This window comes from Microcystis sp. M53603_WE2 (assembly GCF_030065435.1).
In genome coordinates this window covers 1-15,366 of sequence record NZ_JASJFF010000504.1, presented here as the reverse complement: position 1 = coordinate 15,366, position 15,366 = coordinate 1, and the positions used below count along the sequence as shown (strand labels likewise).

The window sequence follows — 15,366 nt, the reverse complement described above, 5'->3', positions numbered from 1 at the left end:
CTGCTGGCACTTTAATATCTTGCCAATCAAAAAAAATTCGTTCTGCCTTGGTACCAGGACGGCAATAGGTGGGATGACGAGAGATCACCAATGTCTCAAAGTGATCCTGCCAATTCATCTGGTAATAATTAACATAGCGAATACCGTCCTGTTCCCCTTCCATACCCTCACAATTGCCAAAAATCGTCACTTTATAGCCGCGTTTCGTCCATTCTTGGGCTAAAAAAGCCACCGATGCCTGGGTACCACTGGCCCCCCGTTGCCAAATTTCCGCCGGACGCATGGGACGATATTTTTCTGTGTAAATAACGATCGATTTTTTCGGCCAACGACGGGCGCTCAAACGCTGTTTAATTTGAAATAGGGAAGGTGCGCTGGCCCGTAGCCATTGTTTGAGATTAGATTGTAGGGATGGAGTAGCTTGTGACACTCTTTTTCTCCAAGATCGAGGAAAAATAGGGGCGATGGGTGATAGAGTCTTAGTTTCTCGAATTTAACTCGATTTCTCGACTCAGTAGAACAATTCGAGCCTATCATATAATGGGTTCAAGTCAAAAATCAATCTTTTTATTGCCATCTATCTGCCAGAAAATCTATGAAAATTGTCATCCCGATCGTGTTTTATCGCAAAGGAGGAGTAGAAAGAGTCATTATCTCTTTAATACCTAGCTTATTAGAATACGTCGAACAAATTATTATCGTTATCCCTCGTAATGACATTGAATATTTTAAGTCTTTAATGCCTGATTCCGATAAACTTATCTACGAAGATTTTGCTTTTTACCCCCAGAGTTTTGAGACAAAATTAATCTATTTTTATGGTCTTCTAGCGAATTTTTATAAAACCCTAAGACTGACTTCTATTCATCGTCTTTTCTCTCGTAGAATTGAACTTTTACGCATCGAAGCAAGAATTAATCAGATTATCAAGCGTTACCAAGCTGATCACTGTTTGTATGGAATGACTAATCGGATTTCTCCTCCTAATGTCAAGGTTACTTTAAGTGGCATTATTTATGATGTCTTTTGGCAATTTGCTCCCTTAACTTACTCAGAATCCTATCAAGAACCCTACAATGAAGTCTTAAAAGAATGGTTAGATAATGCCGATCTACTCTTCACAATTTCCCAAAAAACTAAAGACGATGTTTTAAAAGTTTTTCCCAATGCTACCTATGCTAGTAAATTAAAAGCTGTACCTTTAGCAGGATTTGTCGAGCAGTCTAATCCCAAGAGTGATTTAGTCAAAAGTGAGCTAGTTAATTTTTATTTTCCCTCCTCCTTTGGTATCTACAAAGATCATCTGACTTTGCTCAAAGCAGCCATGACACTAGCTAAAAAAGGTTTAAAATTTCAAATAGTTTTTATTGGTAAAGAAACCGATAATCTAGTTAGTGGAAATTTGCAATTATCTCAACAGTCTAAAACCCAAGAATACCAAGATTATCTCAAGGAATGTACCCGACTTTATCGGGAAAATCAAGAAATTTTCGAGAGTCATATCAAGGGATTAGGTTATCAAGACTATGAAACCTTGCAATTTTATTATCAAACCTGTTCCTCTGTGGTATTTCCCTCAAAATACGAAGGTTTTGGATTGGCAATAGCGGAAGCCATTTTACAAGGTATTCCCGTTATCGCTTCCGATTTAGAAGTGTTTCAAGAACAGGTAGAATTATATAATTGTCCCGAAAGAGTGCAATTCTATCCTAGGGGAGATGCGGACAGTTTAGCCAACTGTTTAGAACAATTTATCCTCAATCCAATTCCTCGCTTGTTACCCGAAGATATCCCCAATAAAATTAATCTCTGGACTTGGGAAGATGTGGCAAAAAAATATGTAGAACTACTGAAAGAAAATGCAGGTTACTGATCTCTATATCTACCCGATTAAATCCTGTCGAGGTATTCAATTATCCCAAGCTGAAGTGACTCCTAAAGGGTTACTCTGGGATCGAGAAATGATGTTAGTGGATGGCAAGGGTAAATTTATCACTCAAAGGGAATATCCGCAATTAGCCACCGTTTCTGTCACGATTACAGGAGATAATTTTTCTCTGAAAACATCTCAAGATTCCCTGACTTTCCAGCCTAATTTCACAGGAGAAAAAAGAGCGGTTCAAATCTGGGAATCTCACACCATAGCCATGGATCAAGGAGATGAAATCGCCGAATGGTTTGAGAAAATTCTCGACATTCCCTGTCGTTTAGTGCGACAATCTCCCGATTATCCACGTCCCGCGAATCCTCGCTATGCGGGGAATGATCATACTCCCGTCAGCTTTGCCGATGGTTATCCAATTTTATTAACTAATACTGCTTCTTTAGAGGACTTAAATCGGCGTTTAGTTGCACCGGTGCCGATGAATCGTTTTCGGCCTAATATTGTTATTAGTAGCGATCGAGCTTTTAGCGAAAGTAGTTGGCAAAAGATCACAATTGGAGAGATAAATTATGCCCTAGTTAAACCCTGTAGTCGCTGTATTATCACCACCACCGATCAAGAAACAGGTAGGAGAAATCCCCAGCAAGAACCTTTAAAAACCTTAAGCACTTTTCGCAGTTTCCCCGGGGGCATCATGTTCGGAGAAAATGTCATCCCTGAAAAGATAGGTACAATTAAAGTCGGCGATCCTATTACCGTAATCTAGAGATCTAGAGATATAGGGGGATAGGGGATAGGGAAATGGGGTTATCAGTTATCAGTTATCAGTTATCAGTTATCAGATGTGAGTTTTCAGTTCACTGATTACTGTTCACTGTTCACAGCAAAAAACTCCCCACTCCCCACTGATAACTGTGCGGGCATCAAGGTTAAGATAAATAACCATAAGAACAATACTTGACTAGAGACACTGAAACCATGCCCCTTGATACCGCATCGATTTTAGAAGTATTACGTCCCGTTCAAGATCCAGAACTGCAAAAAAGCCTAGTGGAATTGAACATGATCCGCAATGTGGCGATCGATGGCGGAAAAGTTAGCTTTACCCTAGTTTTGACCACTCCTGCCTGTCCTTTGCGCGAATTTATCGTGGAAGACTGCCAAAAAGCTGTTAAACAGCTGCCCGGGGTGGAAAGTGTCGCTGTGGCAGTAACTGCCGAAACCCCGCAACAAAAAGCTTTACCCGATCGCCAAGGTGTGGAGGGGGTTAAAAATATTATCGCCGTTTCCAGTGGTAAGGGCGGTGTGGGAAAAAGTACCGTGGCTGTCAATATCGCCGTCGCCTTGGCTCATTTAGGGGCAAAAGTGGGGCTATTAGACGCGGACATCTACGGCCCCAACGCCCCGACAATGTTGGGCTTAAATGACGCACAAGTGACGGTACAGGGCGCAAATGGCGAGATATTGGAACCCGCTTTCAACCATGGCATCAAAATGGTTTCCATGGGCTTTTTGATCAACCCCGATCAACCGGTAATCTGGCGCGGTCCGATGTTAAACGGCATTATCCGTCAGTTTCTCTATCAAGTCAATTGGGGCGATTTAGACTATTTAATCGTCGATATGCCTCCCGGTACCGGGGATGCACAATTAACTTTAATTCAATCGGTCCCCCTAGCGGGTGCGGTGATTGTCACCACTCCCCAGACGGTTTCTTTAATTGATGCGCGCCGGGGTTTAAAAATGTTCCAACAGCTAGGGGCGCGGGTTTTGGGTATCGTGGAAAATATGAGTTATTTTATCCCTCCCGATCAGCCCGATCGCTCCTATGATCTATTTGGGTCCGGTGGTGGGGAAAAAACCTCACAAGAATTGGGCATTCCTTTACTGGGATGTGTGCCTCTGGAGATAGCCCTACGAGAAGGCGGTGATACTGGTGTACCAGTTGTCTTGGGGCAACCAGAATCGGCCTCAGCTAAAGCCCTGATAGCGATCGCTCGTCAGGTGGCGGCGAAAGTATCCGTGGCAGCCTATAGTTAGGGTTTGCGGCAAAAAGTTTTTCGGTGGGGGCAGGGTGTGGGGTGTAGGGTGTAGGGTGTAGGGTGTAGGATTTTACCCATTTTCAGGGAAAAAGTCCCTAAATTTTCCCCCCGATCACTCCAATGTCCGGTGCTTTTGGATTTCAAAAAGGTCTAAAAGTCTTATCGAACAATGTTTTTAGATTTATTCAGCAAACCCTAGTTAGTTAGTAAATGTGTGGAGAGAAATGGTGAGAAGACAGTCCCTTATTAGTAGGAAACTAAGGGGTTTTAACGAACAGTTTAGCTTCATTTTCCGGGATATAGCCCAAATTGATTGGCTTTTGTTCGTTTTGGTGACGGGTTTAACCGTTTTCGGTGGTTTAATGATTCGTAGTGCCGAAAGGAACACCACTGCTCTCGACTGGTGGCAACACTGGTTATTCGGGGCCGTGGGAGTGGCGATCGCTTTATTTCTGGCCCGTTGTCGTTACGAAAGTCTGCTGAAATGGCACTGGTTAACCTATCTTCTCACCAATCTCTCCCTAATTGCGGTAATTGTCCTAGGGGTGACGGCGAATGGGGCGCAAAGTTGGATTAATATCGGCAGTTTTAACGTGCAACCGTCGGAATTTGCCAAGGTAGGTTTAATTATCACCCTAGCAGCCCTCCTACATCATCGTCCCGCCGATAATCTTTTTGCGATCGCTCGTGTCTTTGCCGTCACTGCCATCCCCTGGGTGTTAATTATGGCGCAGCCGGACCTGGGGACGGGATTAGTCTTTGGGGCAATTACCCTAGGCATGATTTACTGGGCTAATGCGAAACTGCCTTGGATGATTATCCTCTTATCTCCCCTCGCATCGGTTTTTCTGTTTAATTTACTTTTTCCTGCTTGGATTGTTTTAGCAATTATCATCGCTGTGCTTGCTTGGTTTACCCTTCCCTACCGTTTTTTATCTACTTTCATCGTGGTGGCAACTAATCTGGCAGTGGGTAAATTAGGCGAGGTTTTTTGGGGTTTATTAAAAGAATATCAAAAAGATCGTTTAACCCTATTTCTTGACCCAGAAAAGAATCCTTTGGGGGGAGGTTATCAATTAATTCAATCCCGCATTGCCATCGGCTCTGGAGAATTATTGGGACGGGGATTACACCAAGGCACCCAAACCCAATTAAATTTTATTCCCGAACAACACACCGATTTTATCTTCTCCGTAGTCGGGGAAGAATTCGGTTTTGTCGGCAGTATTCTAGTTTTAATAGCTTTCTGGTTAGTTTGTTGGCGTTTGTTAGTCATTGCTAATACTGCCAAAGAAAACTTCGGTTCTTTAATAGCGATCGGTGTTCTCTCGATGATCGCTTTTCAGGCAATTCTTAATATTAGCATGACCGTGGGATTAGCCCCGATTACAGGGATTCCTTTACCCTGGTTAAGTTATGGACGTTCATCTTTATTAACCAATTTTATTGCCTTGGGTTTAGTGGAATCCGTGGCTAATTATCGCCCCCGTAAGCGTTTGTACTAAGTAGTTGTACAGATATCAGTTATCAGTGATCAGTTATCAGTGATCAGTTATCAGATTTGAGTTTTAAGTGTGGAGTATTAAATCCCACTTTCCGCACTTCTTAACATTCAATTGATGATTTTTACTAATATATTCCTTCCAAACCCTTGCCAGTAAGAATTATAACTACAATGATGGATTTTGATCAAGGTGAAGAATTGTAAATTTTTTTCTCAGAAAAAATCAATTATTGAAAATGTTCTCAATAGTAGTTTCTACAATCAAGGTTTTTCGTTAAAACATCTTGGGGAATGTAAAAACATATACAAGTATATGAAGATATGCTGAATGTCGGATTTAGCAGAAATTGTTCTTAAGTGCTTGACATTGGCCAGATTAGTGCTTATGATGTTTCCCATCACCCAAATAAAAGCAAATTATTTGCACAATCCCAATTCTGAAAGCCATGCACAGCAAAGCTTTCAAGGGTTAGTACAGGTTGTTAGTTTTGTCTGAGTGATTAAACCTATTCACTCGAAATTACCAGAGGAATAACTATGGCATATCCCAACGATCAACAAGGTAAAGCACTTCCTTTCTTTGCTCGTTTCTTGTCCGTAAGCAAAGAGGAATCTTCCATCAAGTCTCCTTCCCCTGAGCCTACCTTCGGGACGACCTTTAAATACCCTTCTGACTGGGAAGATTATTAAACTCAGATCACTTGAGTAATTACAGCACTTTTCTTGATTACACCGTACAGACAAAAAGCTAAAGGCTCCACTAAGCAAGGCTTGCAGCCAAAAAAACTGCACGTTGAGATCCTGAGAAGTGCTGTAAAGTAACTTTAGTAATTACTCAAGAAAAAAACAAATACTGCAATTAGTTAAGCAAAAGCAGCAATTTTTTCCGCCTTTTATTGAGATTCTTCTCGATAAATATCCGCCCAAAAGCCTTAAAATGGGTTAAAATATAGGGATTTGCAATTGACATGAAAGAATCGCCTAAAGTTGTTTTATTGTTGACCCATAGCGGCGATTTTTTCACGATTGACCGCGTGGCTGAGGCGATAGAAAAAAAAGGAGCCACACCTTTTCGCTTAGATACCGATAAATTTCCCTTAGAGGTTCAACTAACAGCCCAATTTAATGGTAAAAAAAGTTTTTATCAATTAACCTATAACCATCAATCTATTGATAGTCAACAGGTGCAATCTGTTTGGACAAGACGTATTTGGCAGCCTGAACTAACAGGGGATTTAGATCCTCAGTTTCGGGAGGTTTGTGTGCGAGAATCCCAGACGACTTTGGCTGGTTTTTGGGATAGTTTAAGGTCAGCGCGTTGGTTAGATAATTTAGCGCAAATTGAGAAGGCTAAAAATAAGTTATTACAACTTCGTTTGGCCTCAGAAGTTGGCTTGATTATCCCCCCCACTTTAGTGACCAATAATCCTGATGCTGCCCGGGAGTTTTTTTCCCAGGTTCAGGGAAGAATGGTGAGTAAATTGTTAACTGCGATCGCCCGCAGTATGGAGTCGCCGGAATTTTTTCTTTATACCAGTAGGGTGAAAGCAGAAGACCTTGAGGAAGCGGAATCTTTACGCTATTGTCCTATGGTTTTTCAAGCGGAAATTCCCAAACAATTAGAATTGAGAGTTGTCGTGGTTAATGGACAGACATTTGTGGGAGCTTTAGAATCTTCTCAGTATAATAATTCAGCCGTAGATTGGCGAAGACCGGGTATTGATCCGGGTGCTTGGCAACATCATACTTTACCTGATTCACTATTGCAGCAACTTCAGATTTTTATGGCTAATTTAGGGTTGAATTTTGGGGCGTTTGATTTTATCTTAACTCCTGGGGGAGAATACATTTTTTTAGAAGTTAATCCCTGTGGTGAGTGGGGAATGTTAGAACGGGATTTAGATTTACCTATTTCTAATGCGATCGCTGATTTTTTAGTATGCTAAAAATCAAACCAAAACCTAATCAGGATTTTGAGGATTTTAGGATTATCAAGATTCTCAATCCAAAATCTAATCAGGATTCTCAATCCCAAATCATCAAGGAGATTTATGACCGTTTTACTTGTTACTTTTAGCAACGATAATGAAAGTATTCCTCTGGTAATCAAAGCCATAGAAACGATGGGGAAAAAAGCCTTCCGTTTTGATACCGATCGCTTCCCTACAGAGGTGAAAGTTGATCTTTACTCAGGCGGTCAAAAAGGCGGAATTATTACCGATGGAGAACAAAAATTAGAGCTAAAAGAAGTTTCTGCTGTCTGGTATCGACGCATGAGATACGGACTAAAATTACCCGATGGGATGGATAGTCAATTTCGCGAAGCTTCTCTTAAGGAATGTCGGTTAAGTATTCGAGGAATGATTGCTAGTTTATCTGGCTTTCATCTTGATCCAATTGCTAAGGTAGATCATGCCAATCATAAACAATTGCAGTTACAAGTGGCGCGACAATTAGGTTTATTAATTCCGGGGACTTTAACTTCTAATAATCCTGAAGCTGTCAAGCAATTTGCTCAGGAGTTTGAAGCGACGGGAATTGTGACTAAAATGCTTTCTCAATTTGCTATTTATGGAGACAAGCAAGAGGAAATGGTTGTTTTTACCAGTCCTGTTACTAAGGAAGACCTAGATAATTTGGAAGGTTTGCAATTTTGTCCAATGACTTTTCAGGAAAACATTCCTAAAGCTTTGGAATTACGCATCACTATCGTCGGTGAACAAATATTTACGGCGGCGATTAATTCCCAACAATTAGACGGCGCTATCTACGATTGGCGAAAAGAGGGAAGAGCGCTCCATCAACAATGGCAACCCTACGATTTACCGAAAACTATTGAAAAACAACTACTAGAATTAATGAAATATTTCGGTCTTAATTATGGTGCAATTGATATGATTGTCACACCAGATGAACGTTATATCTTTTTAGAAATTAATCCCGTTGGCGAGTTTTTCTGGCTAGAACTTTATCCTCCTTATTTTCCTATCTCCCAGGCGATCGCTGAAGTCCTCGTCAACTCATAAACCAACAAATACAGAGCCAGAGTATTTTATCGCATCGACGAGGCTCTGACTCCAGATTTCCCCCCGACTACTGACTTGAAAGAGGGTGTAGGGTGTGGGGTGTGGGGTGTAGGGTGTGGGGTGTGGGGTGTGGGGTGTAGGGTGTGGGAAGTGGGGAAGTGGGGAGTTTTCTCAGTGAACTGATAACTGATAACTGATAACTGATAACTGATAACTGATAACTGATAACTGGCTCCTAACCCCACCAACAAACTTTTTCAGCAAACCCTACTTAATTTCCAGACCAAGACTTTCTCTCGTGCTTCTATCAGATCCATGCCGATTTTTTCTAAAACTCGCTTTGAAGCTATATTATCGGGAGCGCAGCCAGCGGTCACTGTTTGCATACCAGGTTGAGAAAGTGTCCAGTCCATCATTGCTTTTGTCGCCTCAGATGCGTAGCCTTGTCGTCGATATAACGGTGCTACTTGATAGCCAATTTCTACAGCATCTGTGGGTAAACCTGTGACATCAGGAACAATTTTGATCATCACATGACCAATAAGGGTATTTTCTGCTTGATGAATAATTAAACTCCCCCACCCCCACTCATTTTGTAAGGGGAATTGCAGCAAAATATTCGCAATATCAGGGAAAGCTTGAATCAACTCTTGTTCGGCCCAGTCAGCTGCAACTTTTACCCCCAAAATTGTTGCTAATTCATCGATACCTATAATTGCGGCCTTGAGAAGTTCAAGCTTGAAGGGGACTAAATATAATCGTTCCGTCACCAGTTTTTCCAGTGCTTTCATTTGATAAAACTCCTATACCAGTTATCAGTTATCAGTTATCAGTTATCAGTTAGTAGCTTGTTAATCAACTTACCCAGCAAAAACCTCATTCTCTAGTTCTCCTGAGAGGGGGAAGTCTGAAAAATTTTCCCTACCCCCTACACCCTACCCCCCACACCCTGTCTCAATTTCAATCTGTTTGTCACCCCATTAGCTATATTCTCACCCATTTTAAGGTTTTTGGGTCTTTATCATAATGATAATTAAAACCATCTTTGGCAGTAATGATTTTACCTAAACTGGCACGACTCCGGACGTTACTTAAAGAATAATCAGTTAGAGACTGCATTTGTTGATGGGACAAACCTTCGGCTATTTCAGAAACTCCTGCAATTTCCGCATCATGCTCAGTTTTAACCTCAGACAAAGTCTCTATTTTTACCGCCGAAAAATTTTCTGATTTTTTTGACATCATCACTAGGTTATTCACTTTTTTGCGCTGATAATCTTCTACAGTTGACAGCTGCCAATGGGAATTTTCTGTTAACTCTAAGACCCATCGATGATAATTAAATAAACTTTCCCGATGACCAACACTAATAAAAGTGGTTTCACTTTCCTGTAATTGCTGATATAAGCTGGCTTCATTGGCCAAATCTAAAGCGCTAGTTGCTTCATCTAAGATAGTAAAAGTGGGTTTAGTGATTAATAGTCGAGCAAAAGCTAGTCTTTGCTGTTCTCCGAGGGATAAAATCTGTTCCCAATTGACTTGTTTATCTAAGGTATTTTTGTCAGTTAATAAATGTTGCAGGTTGACTTTTTTTAAGATATTTTCTAATTCTTCATCGCTCACCTGTTCATTGGTATGGGGATAAAGTAATTGCTGCCGTAAAGTGCCAAGGATAATATAAGGACGTTGGGGTAAAAATAACATTTTAGCTAAAGGAGGACGCACTAAACGACCACTACCCGCTTTCCATAAACCGGCGATTGCTCGTAACAAGGAACTTTTTCCTCGACCACTGGGGCCAATAATGAGTAGGCTTTCTCCCAAAGGGACAGAAACCGATAAATTCTCCACAATTACCTTTTCATAATCGGGAGTTTGTAGGGTAAAATTTTCAAAAGCTAGACGATTATCTTCCAGGGTGGTAATACGACTTAAGTTTTTCGGCTCTTCACTGGCAACTTTTAAGGCATCTGTCAAGGTAGCTAACCGTTCAATATAACTTGAAACTTTACCCGATGTTCCCCATTCAGTAATTAATTGTCCCAAGGCATTAGAAAAAAGAAAACAGCATAAACTCGCTTGACTAATTTCCCCATAATCGATTTCATTTTTAATAAACATCGGGGTCAAAATAAACATTGAAAATACACTAATCGCTGACTGATAACCTCGATTAAAAAGATTATTAAACCGTTCCCAATTGATCAGTTTTTCCGAGCTTTGAATAACCCGTTGAAAACGGCCTTCAATGATTTTTTCTTCCTGCTCTTCTCCCTGAAAAAAAGCAATGGATTCGGCGTGGTTACGCACATGGGTTAAAGCATAATTATAATCAGCTTTATTATTAAGCTCCGATTGATTAATTTTGTTTAATTCTTGAGTTAGATAAATTGCTATTAAATTTCCTGCGATCGTATAAATTATCAGATAAACCGCAATTTGCCGAGAAATTGTCCAAAGAATAATCGCAAAAGTAATCATTTGTAACCCTTTTTCCACGAAGGTGATTAATAACCTTAGGGTCATGGTCGTAATTGGTTCAATTTCTTGAGATAATCTTTGATCGGGATTTTTTAAAGCTGAGGTAAAATCAATATTATAATAAGCGCGAGCATTGAGATACTTTTTAACGGTTTGTTTGGTTAACCACTTATACCAATCTAAGGCTACTTTGCGACGAATAAATTGAGAAAAAGCAAATAACCCCGTTGTTAATATAATCAACAAACTGGATAACCACAGCGTATTTAGATATTTAGAAAGATCTCTATCTTCAATAATAATGTCGAGTACATAACGATTCCAGTAGCTACTAAAAGCTTCTACCCCCACCGTTGCCAAGATACTTAAAAGGATCAAAGCTGACATCCCCCAAGAAATGATCACATCTCCAAAGGCGCGTCCATTTAACTCCGTTGGATACCAATAGGGTTGAGCGACAATTTTTAGGCTTTCCCAAAATTGACCAAATAGTGAAAAGGGATTATTGGCGGACTGGTCGGACACAACAGGGTTTTCCGTTGCTTGTTTAGTAGTATATTGAGGCATCTAGATCCAATTGGCAGTTCTTTTACTGTTCTCTTGACAACTCGCTATCATATTGTAGCGGCAGAATTACCTCTTGTTGTCTTTTGATAACATTTTTATCTAGAAGATGAAAGCCAGCTATGGCCAGAAAGCTCTGACTTGACTAAGAACTACTTGACCCACTTTTGTTACTGTGGCAGTCTAGATGCTGTTTACTGGTCACTGAAAAACCCCCGTCTCTCAATCTCCGTCATCCTCAAAATGATTAGCTAGTAGGAATTTTTGACTGGTATTCAACTCTTGCCAAAGCTGGTTAATTTTCTCGTAAGCTTCCGTGGAGGTAAGCTTTCCCCCACTGTGTAAACCAGCGATAAAAGAGACTCTCAGGGCGAATTCCTGCAAATTAGCGTTAAAAACTAAATTTTGTGGCGTGAATAAACCCCTGTAGCTGGTTTTAGGGTAGAGAAAGTTATCTTTAGAATTGAATTTTTCCATTGTTACCGACCCCCCAGTATAGGATATCTACATTATTATATATTTAAACTTTTGTTAACTTAAGCTTAACCTAAGAATTTAAACCTGTCTCTAGATTCTTAAGAGAGTAGCTGCTGAACTTGATTAGCTGCCGCTATCCCAGAAGTTAAGGCCGTTTCTAGGGAAGAATTTCTCGATAAATCTCCCCCTTGACACCAATCACCACAGGCAACTAGAGGTAAAGGACTATTAACACTTAAACAGGGTACAGCTAAACCCTGACGGACTAAAGCATAACGCCAACGGTGCAGCTGAGACCAATCGGGGAGAGGCAAAGAAGCACGAGAGAGCAAATCTAGCTTAACTGCTTCTAAATCCTCGCTATCGAGATATTTAACCGCAAAATCTCCACTACTATGCACAACAAAGACATAATCAGGGGATGATTGCCGTTTACTGCTATCAAGTCCTAACCAAGCGATATCGGTGGAGGGAGCAACTGCGGGTAAAGAATCGCCATAACCCGCCATTACCGTTAAACAGGGATCGTAAACGATTGATCGCAATTCTGGCATAGTAGTTATGGGAGAGTTTTCTAACAATAACGCTGCTTGCGGGGCGGGAATAGCTAAGACAATCGCCGAAAACTCCCCCCGAATTTGACCGTTATTGTTTAAAACCCATTTTCCTTGACGATTTTCCAGACGAGTAACCAGAAAATCTCGTTCAATTTCTAACCCTTGAGCTAAAAATTTCGCCACGCTATTGATGCCAGAAGGAGCAACATAGCTAGAATCAAACCAAGAAGTAACTAGATTCTCTCTCAGGAGATTATCAATTAAAGCCGCCGTTTTTTCGCCCTGAATAGTCAAAAAAGGCAAGCCATGATCCACAGCCATCTCTTGATTGGCTCGATTAACCCGTCGCGTGGCTAAACGACCACCAATGCCTCTAGACTTATCAAATAGCTTAACAGTATAACCTCGATCGCACAACTGACGAGCGCAGGTTAACCCGGCTAAACCCGCGCCAATGATCCCAACCTTAATCGAAAAATTTGTCACTAGCCTTCCTAATCCTGTGAACCCTTGAGTTAATATTAGTAGTAATCAGCACTAGCGAAACTAAGTTGATTATTGGGGCTGAGGAGGACAAACCACATTGGACGAACTACGCACAGCTTTGGAGTTAGCCACCGAGGAGGAACTGCAGCAAATCACTAACATCCTCTTTTGCCGTCGTTTTAACCCTCTCGATTATCTACGAGCGCCGGACGCAATCGCCGTTCAAAGTCAAGATTGGGATAGTTGGTTAGATAGCGTCGAGGATCGTTTTCGTTATTTGGCTGCCGATGGTGTGACAGTGTTAAAAGGTCAAACGGAAAAAGTTAGTTATCGTCAAATTCTCGTCCGTGTCTGTCATTTCCTCAAGGTTCCCTACTCCCAAAAAATGCCGACAACGGAAATTGAAGCGGAAATCTATCTTCACCTCGTTAACAAAGCTTGGAAACGTCTCCCCCCATCGGAACAAAAATCCCTCTCGATTCAAATTCAAAAGGCACTCGCGGATTCCCACACTCCCCAACCCTTACCCGTTCACCTACAACACAATCCCCTCGATATAGTCCTCAAAGGCAGTAGCGTCATCGCCGTTAATTCTATCCTGAAACCGATTCTGCTCAAACATATCGCCGGGCAGTTCGCTCTCCATTTTGCCCGCTATCAAGGGGCAAAAACTGCCCTAGTCCAGGGTGGGGCAATTGCTAATCAATTAGCCCTACAAACGGCTAAACAGGGCATGACTACGGCGGCGGCCCGCTACGGAGCGGTCAGAACCGTGTTAAGTTTGGTAGGACCGGCTCTATGGGGTTGGTTTATTGCCGATCTCGGTTGGAAAGCGATCGCCACCGATTACGGCCGGATTATCCCGACTATTTTTGCCCTTGCCCAAATTCGTCTGACCCGTGACGATTGTTGGCAACCTGCATAACATGAAAAAGATTTTTTGTCAAGGGTGGGAGTGGAATTTAATACTTTTTTCAGTTTTTATCGCCATGATGCTGCCGGAGTTAGCGGGTATCGGCATTATTATCGTCTTAATTAGGGTTTTTACCGGCAATTTTCGGGCAATTATCCAGTCACGTCTCAATCAAGGTCTCGGTATCGTCACTCTTTGGTTAATGATTAGTGCCAGTCTTTCCCCAACTCCGGGGGATGCTTGGATTGGTTTAGGAAATTTCCTGCCCTTTTTCTTCTTTTTTAGCAATATTCGGCAATTAATTAAAAAACCCTCTCAATTGCGTCAACTAGCTTGGGTGATGGTTATTCCGTCGGTTTGGGTAGTGGTGATGGGATGGGGACAAATTTTTCTCGGTTGGCAAAAACCGGAAGCATTAAAAGGGATTTTTACCTGGCCCTACGGGGCGGGGGGTGAACCGAGCGGGCGGATGTCTTCGGTTTTTATGTATGCTAATCTTTTGGGGGCTTATTTATTAATAACTCTGATTTTAGCGATCGGTTTATTAATTCTAACTTTGCGGCAGTGGCACAGACAAAGAAATACCCTTTTAAATCTCAAAGTCGGGTTTTTAACTTTAACCATATTGATCGACGGTGTAGGGCTATTTTTAAGCAATTCTCGCAATGCTTGGGCCTTAGCCTTTTTAGGAGGCCTAATTTTCGCCCTTTATCTGGGTTGGAATGCCTTAGTCGCCGGTTTTATCCTCTTGGGGGGGGTGATTTCCCTCGCTTCTTGGGGACCAAATCCTTTAAGGGATAGTGTGCGTTTTTTGGTTCCTAGGGCGATTTGGGCGCGATTATCCGATGAAATGTTCCCTGATCGCCCTCTAGCGACTCTCAGAGCAACCCAATGGCGTTTTACTCTCGAAATGACCCAAGAAAGACCCCTATTCGGTTGGGGATTACGCAGTTTTACACCTCTCTACGAAAAAAGTCAGGGATTATGGTTAGGTCATCCCCATAATTTATATTTGATGTTAATGGCAGAAACGGGAATTATTGGCTTAATTTTATTGTCTGTTTGGGTGGGTTGGATTTATGCCCAAGGGGTGCGTTTATTAATCTTTTTACGACAACAAAAAGCCGGGGGGGAGTTAATTATCTTTACCTATCTGGTAGCTTTTGGCGCTTGTGTTTTATTTAATCTCGTCGATGTCACCCTCTCCGATGTCAAGATTAATACTATTGTTTGGTTTCTCTTGGCTGCTATTGCCGGGGTCAGTCAAAGGTTAAATTATGAATTATGAATTGGGAAGTGGGAAGTGGGAAGTGGGAAGTGGGGAAGTGGGGTGTGGGGTGTAGGGTGTAGGGTGTGGGAATTGGGGAAGTGGGGTGTGGGGTGTGGGGAAGTGGGGTGTAGGGTGTGGGAATTGGGGAAGTGGGGTGTGGT

15 protein-coding genes and 1 pseudogene are annotated in these 15,366 nt (G+C 41.7%); 9 read left to right on the top strand and 7 right to left on the bottom strand.

The genetic code is table 11. The features are described from left to right. A pseudogene (locus PX481_RS10540) lies at positions 1-430 on the bottom strand (glycosyltransferase family protein); the annotation flags it as partial. Positions 431-595: 165 nt separating this feature from the next. Here PX481_RS10540 and PX481_RS10535 point away from each other — a divergent pair. The 3 genes from PX481_RS10535 to PX481_RS10525 all read left to right on the top strand — a co-directional run bounded on the left by PX481_RS10535 (position 596) and on the right by PX481_RS10525 (position 3,925). Next, positions 596-1,873 carry a glycosyltransferase gene (locus tag PX481_RS10535; protein WP_002796704.1) on the top strand — a complete coding sequence of 426 codons (1,278 nt, stop codon included), beginning with the start codon at positions 596-598 and terminating at the stop codon, positions 1,871-1,873. Continuing rightward, positions 1,860-2,651, top strand: coding sequence for an MOSC domain-containing protein (locus PX481_RS10530; protein ID WP_002758984.1), 792 nt, complete (start codon positions 1,860-1,862; stop codon positions 2,649-2,651). The genes PX481_RS10535 and PX481_RS10530 overlap by 14 nt, the downstream gene beginning before the upstream one ends. A 212-nt stretch (positions 2,652-2,863) precedes the next feature. Continuing rightward, entirely contained in the window at positions 2,864-3,925 is a 1,062-nt protein-coding gene (locus tag PX481_RS10525) for an Mrp/NBP35 family ATP-binding protein (protein ID WP_002758983.1), read from the top strand. Here PX481_RS10525 and PX481_RS10520 read toward each other — a convergent pair. Next, positions 3,922-4,071 carry a hypothetical protein gene (locus PX481_RS10520; RefSeq protein WP_196219819.1) on the bottom strand — a complete coding sequence of 50 codons (150 nt, stop codon included), beginning with the start codon at positions 4,069-4,071 and terminating at the stop codon, positions 3,922-3,924. The two genes, PX481_RS10525 and PX481_RS10520, sit on opposite strands and share 4 nt — an antisense overlap. Before the next feature lie 80 nt (positions 4,072-4,151). Between PX481_RS10520 and rodA the strand changes: the two genes are divergently transcribed. The 4 genes from rodA (at position 4,152) to PX481_RS10500 (ending at position 8,457) form a co-directional block, all read left to right on the top strand. After that, on the top strand, positions 4,152-5,432 hold the full coding sequence (gene rodA, locus PX481_RS10515; protein ID WP_288094555.1) for a rod shape-determining protein RodA: 1,281 nt from the start codon (positions 4,152-4,154) through the stop codon (positions 5,430-5,432). 536 nt (positions 5,433-5,968) lie between these two features. Beyond that, positions 5,969-6,121 (top strand): microviridin/marinostatin family tricyclic proteinase inhibitor, encoded by a 153-nt coding sequence (locus tag PX481_RS10510; protein WP_071825016.1) that lies wholly within the window; start codon positions 5,969-5,971, stop codon positions 6,119-6,121. A gap of 278 nt (positions 6,122-6,399) precedes the next feature. Beyond that, positions 6,400-7,377, top strand: a complete 978-nt coding sequence (locus PX481_RS10505) for an MvdC family ATP-grasp ribosomal peptide maturase (protein ID WP_002758981.1) — start codon at positions 6,400-6,402, stop codon at positions 7,375-7,377. Positions 7,378-7,482: 105 nt separating this feature from the next. Next, positions 7,483-8,457, top strand: a complete 975-nt coding sequence (locus PX481_RS10500; RefSeq protein WP_002758980.1) for an MvdD family ATP-grasp ribosomal peptide maturase — start codon at positions 7,483-7,485, stop codon at positions 8,455-8,457. Positions 8,458-8,483: 26 nt separating this feature from the next. Here the strand turns inward: PX481_RS10500 and PX481_RS10495 are convergent, their stop codons facing one another. From PX481_RS10495 to PX481_RS10475, 5 genes are all read right to left on the bottom strand, one after another. Then, the gene (locus PX481_RS10495; protein WP_288094556.1) at positions 8,484-8,702 is read right to left on the bottom strand and encodes a hypothetical protein; all 219 of its coding nucleotides are present in this window, start codon (positions 8,700-8,702) and stop codon (positions 8,484-8,486) included. Positions 8,703-8,714: 12 nt separating this feature from the next. Further along, positions 8,715-9,248, bottom strand: coding sequence for a GNAT family N-acetyltransferase (locus tag PX481_RS10490; protein ID WP_002758979.1), 534 nt, complete (start codon positions 9,246-9,248; stop codon positions 8,715-8,717). 193 nt (positions 9,249-9,441) lie between these two features. Beyond that, entirely contained in the window at positions 9,442-11,505 is a 2,064-nt protein-coding gene (locus PX481_RS10485) for an ABC transporter ATP-binding protein/permease (RefSeq protein ID WP_002758978.1), read from the bottom strand. 219 nt (positions 11,506-11,724) lie between these two features. Continuing rightward, complete coding sequence (locus PX481_RS10480) at positions 11,725-11,979, bottom strand: DUF7219 family protein (protein WP_002758977.1); 255 nt, start codon at positions 11,977-11,979, stop codon at positions 11,725-11,727. Between the two features lie 98 nt (positions 11,980-12,077). Next, positions 12,078-13,022, bottom strand: a complete 945-nt coding sequence (locus PX481_RS10475) for an NAD(P)/FAD-dependent oxidoreductase (protein WP_002758976.1) — start codon at positions 13,020-13,022, stop codon at positions 12,078-12,080. A gap of 97 nt (positions 13,023-13,119) precedes the next feature. Between PX481_RS10475 and PX481_RS10470 the strand changes: the two genes are divergently transcribed. Then, positions 13,120-13,947 (top strand): YaaW family protein, encoded by an 828-nt coding sequence (locus tag PX481_RS10470; protein WP_288026343.1) that lies wholly within the window; start codon positions 13,120-13,122, stop codon positions 13,945-13,947. 1 nt (position 13,948) lies between these two features. Continuing rightward, entirely contained in the window at positions 13,949-15,223 is a 1,275-nt protein-coding gene (locus PX481_RS10465) for an O-antigen ligase family protein (RefSeq protein ID WP_002758974.1), read from the top strand. The last annotated feature ends 143 nt before the right edge of the window (positions 15,224-15,366 follow it).

Bases quoted from the DNA above. Each gene is read 5' to 3' on its own strand.
- PX481_RS10535 (WP_002796704.1), top strand. From the start codon at position 596: ATGAAAATTGTCATCCCGATCGTGTTTTATCGCAAAGGAGGAGTAGAA.
- PX481_RS10530 (WP_002758984.1), top strand. From the start codon at position 1,860: ATGCAGGTTACTGATCTCTATATCTACCCGATTAAATCCTGTCGAGGT.
- PX481_RS10525 (WP_002758983.1), top strand. From the start codon at position 2,864: ATGCCCCTTGATACCGCATCGATTTTAGAAGTATTACGTCCCGTTCAA.
- rodA (WP_288094555.1), top strand. From the start codon at position 4,152: ATGGTGAGAAGACAGTCCCTTATTAGTAGGAAACTAAGGGGTTTTAAC.
- PX481_RS10510 (WP_071825016.1), top strand. From the start codon at position 5,969: ATGGCATATCCCAACGATCAACAAGGTAAAGCACTTCCTTTCTTTGCT.
- PX481_RS10505 (WP_002758981.1), top strand. From the start codon at position 6,400: ATGAAAGAATCGCCTAAAGTTGTTTTATTGTTGACCCATAGCGGCGAT.
- PX481_RS10500 (WP_002758980.1), top strand. From the start codon at position 7,483: ATGACCGTTTTACTTGTTACTTTTAGCAACGATAATGAAAGTATTCCT.
- PX481_RS10490 (WP_002758979.1), bottom strand. From the start codon at position 9,248: ATGAAAGCACTGGAAAAACTGGTGACGGAACGATTATATTTAGTCCCC.
- PX481_RS10485 (WP_002758978.1), bottom strand. From the start codon at position 11,505: ATGCCTCAATATACTACTAAACAAGCAACGGAAAACCCTGTTGTGTCC.
- PX481_RS10480 (WP_002758977.1), bottom strand. From the start codon at position 11,979: ATGGAAAAATTCAATTCTAAAGATAACTTTCTCTACCCTAAAACCAGC.
- PX481_RS10465 (WP_002758974.1), top strand. From the start codon at position 13,949: ATGAAAAAGATTTTTTGTCAAGGGTGGGAGTGGAATTTAATACTTTTT.